This window comes from Peribacillus frigoritolerans (assembly GCF_030676415.1).
Lineage (GTDB): Bacteria > Bacillota > Bacilli > Bacillales > DSM-1321 > Peribacillus > Peribacillus frigoritolerans_A.
This window is the reverse complement of the sequence record NZ_JAUUTW010000046.1, coordinates 1-13,996: the sequence shown is the minus strand read 5'-3', so window position 1 is coordinate 13,996 and position 13,996 is coordinate 1. Positions and strand designations below refer to the sequence as shown.

The 13,996-nt window shown below is 35.5% G+C and carries 16 protein-coding genes and 2 pseudogenes; 6 read left to right on the top strand and 12 right to left on the bottom strand.

From position 1 onward, the window contains the following. Positions 1-294 precede the first annotated feature (294 nt). From Q8G36_RS26055 to Q8G36_RS26035, 5 genes and pseudogenes are all read left to right on the top strand, one after another. Positions 295-450, top strand: a pseudogene (locus Q8G36_RS26055) (JAB domain-containing protein); the annotation flags it as partial. Positions 451-1,054: 604 nt separating this feature from the next. Then, positions 1,055-1,543, top strand: coding sequence for a hypothetical protein (locus Q8G36_RS26050; protein ID WP_305162691.1), 489 nt, complete (start codon positions 1,055-1,057; stop codon positions 1,541-1,543). Next, positions 1,527-2,153, top strand: a complete 627-nt coding sequence (locus tag Q8G36_RS26045) for a hypothetical protein (RefSeq protein WP_305162692.1) — start codon at positions 1,527-1,529, stop codon at positions 2,151-2,153. The genes Q8G36_RS26050 and Q8G36_RS26045 overlap by 17 nt, the downstream gene beginning before the upstream one ends. 415 nt (positions 2,154-2,568) lie before the next feature. Then, a complete protein-coding gene (locus Q8G36_RS26040; protein WP_305162693.1) occupies positions 2,569-2,700 on the top strand; it encodes a hypothetical protein in 132 nt (43 codons plus the stop codon). 590 nt (positions 2,701-3,290) lie between these two features. Further along, positions 3,291-3,449: a hypothetical protein gene (locus Q8G36_RS26035; RefSeq protein ID WP_289318507.1), complete on the top strand. Its 159-nt coding sequence runs from the start codon at positions 3,291-3,293 to the stop codon at positions 3,447-3,449. A gap of 539 nt (positions 3,450-3,988) precedes the next feature. Here the strand turns inward: Q8G36_RS26035 and Q8G36_RS26030 are convergent. The 9 genes and pseudogenes from Q8G36_RS26030 to Q8G36_RS25990 form a co-directional block, all read right to left on the bottom strand. Then, positions 3,989-4,912, bottom strand: coding sequence for a hypothetical protein (locus tag Q8G36_RS26030; protein ID WP_305162694.1), 924 nt, complete (start codon positions 4,910-4,912; stop codon positions 3,989-3,991). 545 nt (positions 4,913-5,457) lie between these two features. Beyond that, a pseudogene (locus Q8G36_RS26025) lies at positions 5,458-5,991 on the bottom strand (hypothetical protein). A gap of 151 nt (positions 5,992-6,142) precedes the next feature. Next, the gene (locus tag Q8G36_RS26020) at positions 6,143-6,982 is read right to left on the bottom strand and encodes a tyrosine-type recombinase/integrase (RefSeq protein ID WP_305162695.1); all 840 of its coding nucleotides are present in this window, start codon (positions 6,980-6,982) and stop codon (positions 6,143-6,145) included. 382 nt (positions 6,983-7,364) lie between these two features. Beyond that, on the bottom strand, positions 7,365-8,417 hold the full coding sequence (locus Q8G36_RS26015) for an NHL repeat-containing protein (RefSeq protein WP_283906887.1): 1,053 nt from the start codon (positions 8,415-8,417) through the stop codon (positions 7,365-7,367). 394 nt (positions 8,418-8,811) lie between these two features. Then, the gene (locus tag Q8G36_RS26010; RefSeq protein WP_305162696.1) at positions 8,812-9,318 is read right to left on the bottom strand and encodes a hypothetical protein; all 507 of its coding nucleotides are present in this window, start codon (positions 9,316-9,318) and stop codon (positions 8,812-8,814) included. Further along, positions 9,315-9,500 carry a hypothetical protein gene (locus Q8G36_RS26005; RefSeq protein ID WP_034306238.1) on the bottom strand — a complete coding sequence of 62 codons (186 nt, stop codon included), beginning with the start codon at positions 9,498-9,500 and terminating at the stop codon, positions 9,315-9,317. The genes Q8G36_RS26010 and Q8G36_RS26005 overlap by 4 nt, the downstream gene beginning before the upstream one ends. 322 nt (positions 9,501-9,822) lie before the next feature. Further along, positions 9,823-10,029, bottom strand: coding sequence for a hypothetical protein (locus Q8G36_RS26000; RefSeq protein ID WP_305162697.1), 207 nt, complete (start codon positions 10,027-10,029; stop codon positions 9,823-9,825). 181 nt (positions 10,030-10,210) lie between these two features. Then, positions 10,211-10,525, bottom strand: a complete 315-nt coding sequence (locus Q8G36_RS25995) for a hypothetical protein (protein ID WP_305162698.1) — start codon at positions 10,523-10,525, stop codon at positions 10,211-10,213. Between the two features lie 172 nt (positions 10,526-10,697). Then, the gene (locus Q8G36_RS25990) at positions 10,698-11,315 is read right to left on the bottom strand and encodes an NUDIX hydrolase (RefSeq protein ID WP_305162700.1); all 618 of its coding nucleotides are present in this window, start codon (positions 11,313-11,315) and stop codon (positions 10,698-10,700) included. A 138-nt stretch (positions 11,316-11,453) separates the two neighbouring features. Between Q8G36_RS25990 and Q8G36_RS25985 the strand changes: the two genes are divergently transcribed. Next, positions 11,454-11,912, top strand: a complete 459-nt coding sequence (locus Q8G36_RS25985) for a DUF3888 domain-containing protein (RefSeq protein ID WP_305162702.1) — start codon at positions 11,454-11,456, stop codon at positions 11,910-11,912. A gap of 101 nt (positions 11,913-12,013) precedes the next feature. Here Q8G36_RS25985 and Q8G36_RS25980 read toward each other — a convergent pair whose 3' ends face one another. From Q8G36_RS25980 to Q8G36_RS25970, 3 genes are all read right to left on the bottom strand, one after another. Further along, positions 12,014-12,520 (bottom strand): DUF4367 domain-containing protein, encoded by a 507-nt coding sequence (locus Q8G36_RS25980; RefSeq protein WP_305162703.1) that lies wholly within the window; start codon positions 12,518-12,520, stop codon positions 12,014-12,016. Positions 12,521-12,673: 153 nt separating this feature from the next. Further along, positions 12,674-12,874, bottom strand: coding sequence for a hypothetical protein (locus Q8G36_RS25975; protein WP_305162704.1), 201 nt, complete (start codon positions 12,872-12,874; stop codon positions 12,674-12,676). 150 nt (positions 12,875-13,024) lie between these two features. After that, the gene (locus Q8G36_RS25970) at positions 13,025-13,321 is read right to left on the bottom strand and encodes a hypothetical protein (RefSeq protein WP_057277236.1); all 297 of its coding nucleotides are present in this window, start codon (positions 13,319-13,321) and stop codon (positions 13,025-13,027) included. Positions 13,322-13,996 lie beyond the last annotated feature (675 nt).

Here is a 13,996-nt window from a genome sequence, read left to right as displayed (position 1 = left end):
TCTTCAATTAGAAGTGGAACTACTTTCTTCATTTGTCGTTCATTATTGTGAAGTAATTCACCTAACGGGTGCGTTAGTTCATTAAGAAGTATGGAAAATGATCAAACAATTTTATAAAAGAATCATTCAACTGAATATATTCAGAGCGTGTTTTGATCAATCTCAAAACACGCTCTTTCTTTTCGTTTACCAAGATTTTTAAATATCAATTTGATCAAACTTTATTTTAAATACAATCAAAAAATGGATAAGTTAGGTATAACCGAACTTACCAAGGAGAAACATGTCCTTTTCCACCCATCGGGTGACCCAACACCGAGTATGGAAGACATTGAAGTCACAAAGAGATTGGCGGAAGCAGGGAAAATTATTGGGATTGAAGTTTTAGACCATTTGATTGTTTCCCATACGGGTAAGTATGTTAGCTTAAAAGAAAAGGGGTATTTATAATAAGAAAAAAGACGAGCAAAAGGGAGATGGTTCTCCCTTTTGCTCTCTAGGGACTGAGTACCTTTGGAAAAGCATTGAAGGAAACAACCAATAAAAGGAGGCACACCGGCTGGATCTTCAGCTGGTGCGTTCACGCATGGTGAAAAAACATCCGTTTTTTCTCGATTTATAGCAGGCATCGAGCCTGCTTGACGGTTGCTTGATGCAACCTCTAAAACTTACAGTAGCCCCTTCAGGTAGAAGGAACAGTTTGCTGAGTAAATATTCTACGCTCGTAATAAAAGTCAGAATGTTATTCCTTCGCTTTCTTCTTACTTTATCTTTATCTTTACAATTTTTCCTCCGGCCTTTTTACCGGCCTGTTCCATTAGTTTCGCAAACTGCTTCTTTATCTCCGTATCCTTTTTGTTCTTTTTCATCATATATATCCCTCGCAATTTAATATTCTTGCTAAATAGTATCGCCATGGTAAAGGAAGCTCATACATTCCCCGGTTCTAAAGTGACCTCTTCCCCACTATATTGTTAGTAAAGTGGAAAACTGGCAAAGTGACCCTAAGGTATGTTCCCATTTTTACAGAATGAGAGGAGAGAGGAGGGAAGGGATGACATCATTGAACCCTTTTTTCGAGGAAATGAAGAAAAAGGATCCAAAACCAAAAGCTATTCAAAAAACATCTTCCAAAGGTTCTTCGTACCAAATAACGTCGGTGAGGAAAGTCAGGAAAGACAAGCAGCATGACATTAAGTTCCCTGTCGATTATGTCATGAAGGTCAAGCTCCGGACGCTGTGCAAAACGTTAAATCCGATATATAAGAAAAAAACGGGAAAATCCTTGACCCAAACGGCCTGCAATACCTTATTGCTAAGGTTCGGTTTGACTAGATGGAAGGATGTGAATTATGCGATGGACTATACGGACACGAAGGAATATATGCATACCTACTTGCTGGAAACGGAATACGGCGAAAGGGGAGGATTGCATGAAGTCGCCATCTTAAAGGACCTGTCCGATCGAAGGGTTGCCTTTTGCATGATCCATCATACGGTTGCCTGGTTAGAAAGAGGGGGTTCCATTGAAGAAATCCTATAGTCAATTCAGTCTTTTATCGAACAAGCTGCTTTATGGGACAAAGGAAAAAAAGAGTTTTTTTGATTACTTCTTGCCAAAATATCGATATCTTCAGATTGAGGTACCCTATTATGAATTTTTAAGGGGGGAGGTATTCGTCGAAGACATGAAGGATTTGTTTGAAGAGGCTCCGCAAAACCTAAGTTTGTATCACCTTATTGCCCTCTTATACTTCGATTTTCTGGAACAAGTGAAAAAAGGGGCCAAATATGAACAGCTCTGTCCCTTTTTGATTTCTTCCAAGAAAAAATTCCTGGAACGGCCGATGATTGAAAAAAGGGTATTGAAGCAGGTGACGAGCAACCTTTTCTCTTTCGAGCAAAGGGAAGAGGAAATCGAGGTGACCTCAGAAGAAAAACGTGCAGAGCTCACCCTTCGAATAAAGGAGTCGGAGATTTACCGGGGTGAGGTATTCCTGCATGACATTTCCCCATACTTGATGGATGAAGAGTTGAAGGTCGAGGATTTACTGGTGATTTTGTTCATGGACTTTCTGAAAAGGATTAAAGAAAAGGGAAACTCAAGCCAAGCCATGAAGGCCATTTTATTGAACTTTGAGGATTACTTTTGATAAGCGATCAAAAAAAATCAGGCACAGAGAAAGGATAGTTACAACTATCCTTTTATTAAAGATCTTTTGCACTGAGGTTCAAGGGTGATGAAATCCTGCGATTGAGTATTTGTAACGCTACTACTTCTGAATTCATTTATAAGGACCTCTTTCGGTTTTCACGTAGTGAATAGGGTGCAATTGAATTTGAACATCGAAGGGATATAAGTTTTGATGGGGATATTTTTGAATCATTACAAGAGCGGACTCTAAACGGGTTTGCTCTATTTGTGTGATTGAAATAATGTTGTCCGCGGTCTGTACGGGATGTCTTTTTGCTAGTTAGCGATGTTCTACATCCAGGTGAGGCGTATAAAATTTGGAGGCAAGAGTAAGCTAACATACGTATATAAGCTGCCACAGGAGGTGAATGAGTATGAGTAATGATGCAAGAGGTTCTAAAAAAAATAAACCAAATGATGCAAACCATGTGAATGCTGAGACGAAAGCCAAGCAAAGACGAATTTCAGAAAAGAATAACCAAGAGAATAATGATAAGAAAGAATAATGGGAAGGTTCAGTAGGAGCTGATCTTTTTTGATTCCACTATAAACTTCTTCTCATATAACAAATAAAGAATATAGAAAAAATTTTCACTAGAGAACTGATATATCGACATCAGTTCTTTTTATTGATTTATCACTCGAAAAAGAAGGTCATATTCAAGACCATAAACCTCGATAGAATATATAATGTAAAAAGTGATCTCTATAAATATAAGAAGGTTTCCTTTTGTCCTAGAGTTACTGCCTAATTGAAACCATCTTTTACATAAGCTCTATAATTATGATGAGGAAGAGAGTTTGGCAAATTATTAATCTTTGCGTAAAATTTGTATTTTACGAATAAAATGATATGGGAGTTAGGAGATTTTGTTGACTATTAGGTACTCTTGTAAACAAAGGGAATTAAGTTAAGTTAGTAGAAGAGGGCGAATACGCCTTCTTTTTTTATGTGAAAGTTATTTATTAGACTTTTACTGCATATAATTACTAGAATGGGAAAGATATGATAAAATAGAGGGACAACTGAGGATAGAGTGGGAGGTCACAGTTTCACCTTTGCCATCTAATGATAGATGGGAAGGGAGGTGACCGTATGATACATTTCCTATTGAACATTGTAACAGATATTGGTAAAGACATAATAGTTGCTGTAGCAACCAGTCTCATCATATCTGCGTTCAGTAAGAAAAAGAAAAAGAACCACTCCGCCCTCCAAGATGGAAATGGTTCTTCTTCTGATTCTTCTGATTAAGAGTTATTAGTTGTGACCAACCACTCTTGCTAGTTGTCACCCTCATGTTACCAGCATGGGGGTGTTTTTAGTTTATGTTAATATAAGGATAACATACCCTAATTTTAAAGTAAATATTCATACACTGAAATGGGGAGCTACTGAAGCCAAAGCGGTTTTGCTCTTTTTCATTTTAAAAATATTAATCACTCAATCCCCTTGTCCACACACTTGCCATTTCCCAGGTGCCATATTCACCAGCACACTTTATTTTTAAATCCAATTCATCAGGAGGGTTGGGATCTTTATAAGTTTTTTCAGGTGTAAGTAGGTCAATACCAAAATCCCTGCAACTAACAACCCTAAAAACCCACAAATACCACCTTACCAAGGGTACCAGTAACAATTTCTTCTTTCATTTCTTTTGTTATTAGCTGCGAGTTCCCCGTTAAAACAAATGCCATAACAGAAGTGATAACCAGTAATAATAATGCAATGACTACATAACCCATAATGTATTTTAATCTACTTATTCTATGCTGATTTATAATCTTACCATCTCAATGATCAGATGCAGATGATCCAAGAACAGTACTTATGAAAAATAATGATGAGAGCAGATCTCTATCGAATTGATTATCACCCATCGTAACAAAGGTATGTAGTTTCAAATCTTTAATGGCTTTAAAGAAGTCTGCATGCATTTCTGAATACACTATTATATACAGCATGGATAATCTATAACTTTCTTCACCGATTTCATCAATAATATATCGAAGATAATATCTCACTTCATCATTATCCATTATCCCTTTATATTTATTTAGCAACTGAAAACAACGCATTATGCTATATATGTAATTTTTGAAATTGGAATTACTAAATATTAATTTGTTTAGTTCAAACAAGCGTTGCATTTCAGCTTTGTATAACATCCATTCTATATCTCTATTTGGTGCATCTCTAGATTCTCCCCAATGTTCTTCTTCATGAGTTTTCATTTTTAAAATTAAAGTGTGCGTATCTAATATAATCTCTAGGCTCAGGTTTTTCGGGCCTATGTTTATCTTTTGCTTTTCCTTCAAATGTTGCAACTGAATAAAAAAGGAATTTTCAAACCTTTGCAACTGAGCTGTTTTATTCTGTTCAGCAAGTGTAGCTCTAGTTGCTACATTTTCTTCTTTTTGTATTCGTAACTGTTCCTCTTGGAGGTTAAACGTTTTGTAAACAAAAGCAATGGTAATAAGAGTTAGAAAGGGGAGGGTGGATCCACCTAAGAAATCTCCATATACTCCGAGATTAGTAAAAACATCTCCTGTTGGTTCTCCCTTTATATAGCTTCCTAGTTTAAGCACTTTAACTATAAAAATTCCAACGATAGGGGATACCAAAGCAAATAATAAAAATATAAGGGCATATTCAGTAATATAGTCACTAAAAATAAATTGTCCCTTTTTATCTTTGTCCTTTTTAAAACACTTCATAATACACCTCTTTAAATTAATGGTACTATTATATCATGGAAGGGGTGGGATAAATTGATAGAGGATGATTAATGTGGTTGCTTATATAAGCAAATATAACTATTTAATTTATCTAGTTTACATAAGATAAATTATAGGAAGTTAATAGTACACAAAGCTAGCAGACATTCCGCGTAGCATGGTAGAACAACTTAGAGAAGAGATAAAAATGTCAACAATTTGATAGAAGAACTTAAAGGAGAGATTAAATTGACAACAAAAAAACAGTATAACCCGTGCTTTGGCAGAAGGAGTGACTTTTTGGCTTTTTTTTAATTGATTAATAATGGAAGCATGCTAATCTTTTTTTCAATTCAATTCCACCTCTAATATATTCAGTCTGCTTACTGTATTTACATCAAGGTGTATATGAAACAGGATAAATACAATATTTCATCTTCCACTTAACCTGCTCCATTACTTCAATTAAAAAAGAGACTTTACTCTTTTATCTTCAAGTCCCCTTACCATATTCGTTTCAACTTTTTCAAGATGGATAGAAAACTTTACCGTTCTTTTTTTTGAAACAAGGTATAACTAAAACTGATGATAAAATCAATAACCAAGATCAATGTCCATAATTTTAAAGTATTAAGCAATGCTTGAGTCTGAGAAGGATTTATTAATCGAAAAGATCATCACTGCTAAAAGAGCTCCTCCAATTAACCAGAAATAAAATGCCGGAACCATCCTATACGCTCCTGTCTAGCATGTTCCCTTCCGAATTTTTTCTTTTTTATAGGTTTTTCACCATTTCCATATTTATAAGCGAAATGCGCATCCGCCCATTTGATCATCTGATGCCCAAATGATACACTTACCCCTATATAAATGGCAGAAAGTCCATGTGCGTTTGTTGCAATAGCCCCATTTTTTAAATCTAAAACAGTAGCAATGAGTAGAATGATATCGACGATTGGCGTACAAATAAGCAACAATGTACCAAGCTTCTTTTTCTTTAAAATATATCTAACTAATAATCCTGCTAAAACAAACACCCAAAATCCAATCTCACAGAAAATAATTAACCAACCAACCAACCAACCAACCAACCAACCAATCAATTCAACACCCCTTTATTTAATACAACTGTATTATTATAACAATTATTCCGAAATATGTGTGAATTCTTCTTGGACTAAACTGCCCCGATAGTTTTTTTAGAACAAAATAAAAAGGGCCCTTGGTCCCTTAAAAATACTTTCTATACAAGTCTCTCCGCATTGCACCACTTAGATATGCATAAATTTTTGTGGTTTCACTTTTTTCATGGCCCATTAAATTTTGAATCACTTCTAGAGGCGCTCCATTATTCAATAAATTTGTGGCGTAACTATGTCTAAGCTGATGGGGATGAATGCTCTTTTTAATGTCTGTTCTCTTTGCTACCAGTTTTATAATGTTTCTCGCTTGAGAAATACTCATTCGATGGGGTGCACGTGTTGTCACAAATAGTGCTTCCTCATGATCTTGTCGCTCACTTAAATATCGCTTCAACCATATTTCACAACGTGTATTGAAATATACTTCTCGTTCTTTATGTCCTTTGCCTAATACAATTGCTGATTGATTAGAGAAATTGATTGAGGCCCTATCTAGAGTTATTGCTTCACCAATTCTGCATCCTGTTGAATACATAAACTCAAATAAAGCATTTTCGAATGTTGTATGACAAGCTTCCCGCAAATGTTCAATTTCCTCTTCAGACAAGTATTTTGGAACCCTTAATTCTAATTTTGGTTCCTTGATTTTGGAAGCAGGATTTCCATTAATTAAATGTTCATCCTGTGCCCATCTAAATAAAGATTTAATAAATCGAATTCTGTGACCCAGACTGGATGGCTTAAGCTTTTCAGCTGCTTTTCCCAGATAAACTTTAAGAGAATTAGTTGAAAGTTCTTGAATGGATATATTTCCAAAACTATTCACCAACAAGTTAAATTGGACGTAATAGGCCTTTAATGTTTGTGGAGAATAACCTTGGATTTGCTTATCTGCCTTATATAAACCCCATACATCAGTTAAGATCATACCTGTTTCTCTCCAATCTATACCATATTAGTAGACAGTATAGACAAAAGAAGAACTATTATACTAGATTAGTAGATTTTTCATTAAACAATAACACCTGTTAGTTAAAGAAGAAAAGGCTGCCTTAAGACAGCTCCGATCTTCAGCTAACGCACCCGTTAGCGTAAGTACATTTCTTCACACTCTAAAGACGTAATACCTGTATCGTGAGAACCACCTTGACCTGTTTGATGTTAGAAACTTGGCGAACTCACCTCGCTGTAAGGAATATTTTAAAACAAATCAAAGACCTTTTAGAAAAGTTACACCTTGTCCAAAGAAAGACCGCTATCTAAACACAAGTGGCGGTCTTTCCTTATATATTCAAATTTTAACTACTATTCTAGTCACTGCTTTCATCATCATGGTGGTGATCATGGTCGCTGCTTTCTTCCTTGTCATGCCTGTAAGCTAGTGTTGCGGGGTCCGTTTTGCCAAATGTCAGATACCACGGCTCCGTTAACGGTCCTCCCAGAAGAGCCGGACGTACAAACACATCAAATGTTTTGCTCTTAACGTTGTAGCGACGTACAGAACCTGTATCAGGTCCCAAAGGCTGGCCATTAACGGGACCCGGTCCTGTAATAGGGACAAATAGTTTACCGTTTGGACCAAACAGGATTGCCTGCGCAAAGGCGCGGGGCTGTCCGACGGCATAGAGATCAATCTTGTCAAGAAACCTGCCCTTACGGTCGAAGATAAGAATTTTGTCCGTGTCACTCGGGTCCCTTCTGAAACTGGTGATATAGAGGTTGCCATCAGGACCGAAGACCAAACCTTCCGGACGGTTAAAATCTGGAATAGAATCGCCCTCAATGAACACATCAATGAATTCCCCGGTTTTCGGATTATAGCGCACTACCCGTCCACCGAGCTGACCTTCTGCAGTAGTAGGGTTGTTACTGACGGACACATATAACAAGCCGTCCGGACCAATTACTACACTTCGGGGAAAAAACTGTACTCCAGGCGGGTGTTCAAGATTCCCCTGAAACACCCCAGTGGTACCATGATATGTCCTCACTTCTCCATTCAGGCCGGTCTCTACAATAATGTCTGCCACAAACAGAATATTTTGTTTCGAAAGGACGATACCGCGCGGGGCGAACGGAGCGTTAGGATCATTGGGATTGACGAGATATCCTTGAAACTGTCCAGTGTGTGCGTCGTACTTTAAAATGCTTCCATTTTGAGGTGCTGGAGGAGGAGGAGGCAGTACGTTTTGGTTAGTAACAAGGAGATTACCATTATGATCGAAGATAAGTCCCCGGGGACCATTTAAGCCGTTGTCACCTGATGGAACAAATCTTCCAAGGAACCTGCCCGATTCTGCATCAAATGTCTTCACGGTGTTGTCGAAGCCGTCTCCAATGTAGAGATAGTCATGTCGTTTCATTCTAGATAAAAACTCCCTTCTATTAATATTGTTTTAGATTTAAAAAATATACTTAAATCTATTATTAATCTATTCGTTTGAGAGCTTTTTGTATAAGACAAACACTTTGATAAAAAACACAATTTTAACTTTAGGTAGTCACGCCTAATGGTCAACTAACTCTTACCTTGCTCCTTTCATTGTTAATGAGATGAGGTAGATGTGAGATGCCTACTTCAATTAAACTGCCCCGTTAGTTCCATAAGGAAGAGCTGTCTTTAAGACAGATCGATCTTCAGCTAACGCACCCGTTATTATCTTTTGGACATAAAAACACCCCTTTAGAGGATATTTTCCAAAGGGGTAAAACGGTGCAACTTTATTATAAACATCGTGACTTTATTTCAAAGCCACATCATTTTCCCTTTAATTCAGCTAAATAGTGCCTTACGGCACTTTCAACTAGTTCATAAACCGTCCTATCATGAATGATTGCTTGTATTTTTAGTTCCTTCATAAGTTCAACATCCATATCGAATGAAGAACGTTTTCTTATAACGTTGGTTCGTTCTATGGTTGGTGCTGATTGTTCGTTCGCTTGTTTGACCCGTTCTTTACCATGTTTTATGCCAACGTTAGAACGTTGGTTGGTATCGTTAATAGGTTCTTTATTTACATTAGTTGAAACGTTCGCCTTTGCTTTTCCTGCTGTTGCAAAGTCATAAATAAGCTGCTCTTGTACCGTTTCCTCGTCACCTTCACCAACGAAATACCAGCCTTTTTCGCCTGAATTTCTATACTCATAACCAGCTTTATTCAATGCTTTTCTTAGTAATTTTTCTGAAAGATGAACATCAGCCCTTTTGGCAATTTTCGCTGGTGTATCAGTTTTAATTAACTCCAAGATTTTACCGATTTTCATTTAGTACGCTCACGGGAAAACCAATACTTTGTTTTGATATTTCGATAAGTCCCAATGTCTTTGATCAGCTCGGCAATAAGATCATAACCGCAATATGTGTGCCTCAGCGTGCTAAATTCATCCAATGTGACATAATCATCACTCTTTAATTCAACGTGACACTCTCCACAACAAATCCCCATATCCAACACCTCCAAAAAGTATATTGATATATTCGTCGAAACTTGGTGGCCATCCTTCTTTCGTACAAAAAACAGGTCTATTGACGGTCCTTTAATGTTTGTTAGTTTTTCAAAATTATCTAGACCTAATTATAAAAAACCTTAATAAAAAAAGGAGAGTACATATTAGCCATGTATAATATGTACTCTCCTTTTTTCTTTTATTGAACTAACGCACCCGTTAGTTCTATAAGACTTATCGCAGAGTTGACACAAACTATGCGGTAATAGTGCTTGTTAAACAATAAGTTTAAGGGTGATGTATTAACTCCCACTTACTAACTTATTTAACTCTTGAGTTATTGGGTTTTTTAAAAAAGTCTGAAATTAATAAGATTGCTATTCCTATATAGGTATAAATAATTGCTAATGATTTATTTGGTATAAGAAAATTGTAGTCTAGGGGGCCGAACCTTGTTCCAAGACCAAAAACAAACAATAAGAAACCAATCCAGTATATAATTTTTCCAAATGAATTATGTGCTTTCAAATCAACACCTCCAGAGAAATTTTTAAAATAACTGTAAGCTAGACTTTTGAGTATTGTAATAGTTTTCTTCCCATCAAATTAAAGAAGAGTTACCTCTATCCTGCCCCGTTAGTTCCAAAGAAAAAGAGCTGCATAAGCAACTTCATTATTGAAGTAAAGCTCCTGATACTTTAAGAATTTATTAGCCACTAATAATACTGTTTTTATTTTTAAAGTAAATAAACAAATTAAATATGCTTAAGCCTAAAATTATAAGAAACAAATATGAGGAAATAACGTCTCCTGCTAAATTTAATTCATCAGCTATGTATCCCATAATAATAAGATTAATACCAGAAACAATTATTGAAATAATTGAAGTAATACTAACTGTGAATCCATTAACTAGGTTACTTCGTTTTTTTTGAACCAATAAAATAATAGAAATTACAATTAAACTAATTATAAAAGTAATAAAAACTAATCTTAAAATATCGTATATTTCCAACCCTTCCATAGTCACCCTCCCAATTATCCTTTTCCTTCATATTTTACCACAAAAGACCATCATCCTTATGCAACTATCCTGCCCCGTTAGTGCCATAAAAAAAGGCTGCCTTAAAGGCAGCTCTGGTCTTCAGCTAATACACCCGTTAGTTCTATAACTGGGGGCTCACCCATTAAAAAAATCAATCAAAATAGACAGGTTCTTGTGGATTATGTAAATGTTTAAAAGCCATTTTAATTTGTGATTCTGTATTTCTAGCTATTGATAATGATGGTAGTTCATTTTCAGCAAAAAACTCAACTGCACTCGTTTCTATACCTTCTTTAGGTTGTCCACCAATTATTTCACATCGGATAAACATTTTATAAACGTGATAAAGTGAAGGAGGGTGTGGATGACACTTCTTATCAAGGACACCTAACAATTTAATTGCTTTAACATCAAACCCTGATTCTTCTTTTACTTCTTTAACTGCAACTTCACTTGGAGTTAATCCTATGTCGCCCCAACCTCCTGGTAAAGACCAATCTCCATCAGTGTTTTCTCTAACCATTAAAATCTTATTATCACTAAAGACAACTGACCTAATATCTACCTTAGGAGTCGCATAACCAGTTTCATTGGCAAACAGTTCTTTTATTATTGTCTTGTTCATATCTGTTTGATGCGACAATATTTCAACGCTTATATTTCTTACCAATTCAAATCTTTCCAAGTCATATACATCTTTCGAATAAGTTAATCCCGCCTGTGCAATGGATTGGAGTTGTTTCGCCCATTCAAGCCATTTAGGTTCCATTTATATCACCATCCATTCAATAATACCTAAATATTACCATAAATCGATTGGAGTTGATAATAACCTATTCAGCTAACGCACCCGTTAATTGAATAACATTTGCCTGTTTGCAAATAATAATTAAAAAGGAGGGAATCGATGAAAAAGCTTTTGGTTTTAGCAATTTTGATGGTTTCTATAAGTCTCAATAACGTTTCCGTTAGTGCTGAGAAACAACATAAACACGATTCAGAAGGTATGGAACAAGCTATGGACCATTTTATATTAGACCAATTTTCTGATGAAATGGTACAAGCAGTAAAAGACTTTTATAAAAAGGATTCAGTAAGGATTCAATATAATTGGTGGGATAAAAATTATGATGTTGTGGAATTAGACCAATCGGAAAAAGGAAGGGAGTTAAGTCATCCCTATATAATAAAATTTACTGTAATAACTTACGATGGCAATAAAACGGGACAACTAGGCACGGATACCATTACATTTGGTGTTTCACCCCTTCAGTCTAACAAAGAACTGGATGAGAAAAATTTAGCTGCTACTAAGGTGGAGTTATTAAATTATAGTCACGGTGAACCTGCGAAAGGAAAAAAATAACCAAAAAGCACCGTATTGGTGCTTTTTTCTATACTATAACGTTCGATTTAATATCAGATTTTTTTAGTTATTAAAGTAACCTGCCCCGATAGTTCTATAAATTATTTCATTGATCTTGCAACTTCCAACATTTTATTCCTTGATACCCGTGAGCTCTCCATTTCTACATAAGTTCCTTCTTGTATCCAACGAAGTAAACCACCAGTAACAAGTTCTCCCTTTTTATCTAACTCACCACTATTACCCCATTCAACAAAAAAGCCTTTATTACCGTTTATATCTACTTGCTCTGCATTTATGTTCATTTCTTTATTAAAAGATTCCTTACTTTGCCCAATATGAATTAGCAAATATTTATCGTCGCTATCCATATAGTGCAAGCTAAAATTAGTGATTTTATCTTTTTCATCCCAAGGGTATGTTTTTATTTCTAACGTCCAATCATTAGGAATATTTTGAGGAACAACTACTTTAAAATCAACTTTCCTCTTGATTTCAGAAATAGTTATACTATCGTGATTATATTTGATTTCTTTAGCTTGAACTATTAGTGGAATGTTTTGAAATAGAATAAATACAACTAATAAACGTATAAAAAGTAATTTCAATTTACTACCTCTTCCTGTTGGGTTTTTACATAGGTAGTTTTTCCAATTTGATGTTTCTTATTAAACTAACCTGCCCCGTTAGTGCCATAAGAAAAAAGGCTGCCTCAGCAACCTTCCTTATTGAAGTAAAGTACCGTTAGTGAAAAATTTAAATTATAATTTATTTTTAATAAAATTTATTAAGTAATACATTTGTGAAATCAAAAAAGAAAGAAGAATGACAATAATTGTTCCAAATGTGTAAACTGCATCTTCTGCGGTATCGCCCCCGCCAATAAATACAGAACCAAAAATAAAAATGAGAATTACACTTACCATTACAGTTAAAAAGAAAATTCTAATATACTTTGCCATAAACTCTCCCCTTCTTGAGTTTCAAATAATTCAACATATAAATATTATCATTTTTTATGTAACTAACCTGCCCCGATAGTTGCATAGGAAAAAGCTGCCTTAAAGACAGCTCCGATCTTAAACAACTCACCTGTTAGTCAACAAGGATAATCACTTATTTGTTCTTAAAGGTAGTAAGTTAGAATGAACCCATTTAATGAATTTTTCTGTACACTCCTCGTCCGTTTGAGCATTAAAGAGAAAAACTCCTCCAACTTCATCTTTATAGTATTCTTTTGTTCCGAAGAGTAAGCCAAATTCTTCTTGACTCTGGAAATCATAAAACATAACATCCCAGCTTCCGTCTAACCGTTCCCAAGCAATCGCCTCTGCCCAAAAAGGTTCCCAATTATCTATATGAATATGGGGACCCTTGTAATTTTCTAGTTCAAAGTATCTTTTATCCATAAAAGTCGTCCTTTATAAGATATTTTGACTCTATCTTATCATAGTCCTTAATGAACTCCCTCAGTTTAATAAATAATGCTCACGAATACTCGCTTATTCGCAGGATTTCATAATCAACTAACCTGCCCCGTTAGTGCCATAAGAAAAGGTTGCCGCAGCAACCCCTGTTATTGAAGTAAGATTGTTGAATAAGATAATAGTTTGTTCCTATGTAATATTTGACTAAAATATGAGGTTTTTAAGAAACAGAACTCCGTATAGTAAAGCAACGCAAATGACAATAAATAATCCAAACATTACAAATCCGTATACAAAACCTTTACCCATAGAAAATAAATCTAAAAACATATTTTTAAAAATTTCAAATACTTTATATATAATAAATACCCCCTAACAACAAACAACTATATTTTACCATAGAAACCAAACCGTTATTGAAGAAAACTGCTCAATAGTTGAAGAAGCTTGTTCCACAATCTGGCCCTATTGTTGAACAAATCAATATGTACTCTTGAACTATCCTGCCCCGTTAGTGCCATAAGAAACTTCTATGGCGGCGCTCCTCGCCGCCACCATCTACTACGAAAATCTAATCTCAAAAATAGAGTCTAACCCATTAACCCCTTGACGATAATGGAAAATAACAATACAACCAGGCTGAACTTTTTTTGGTGG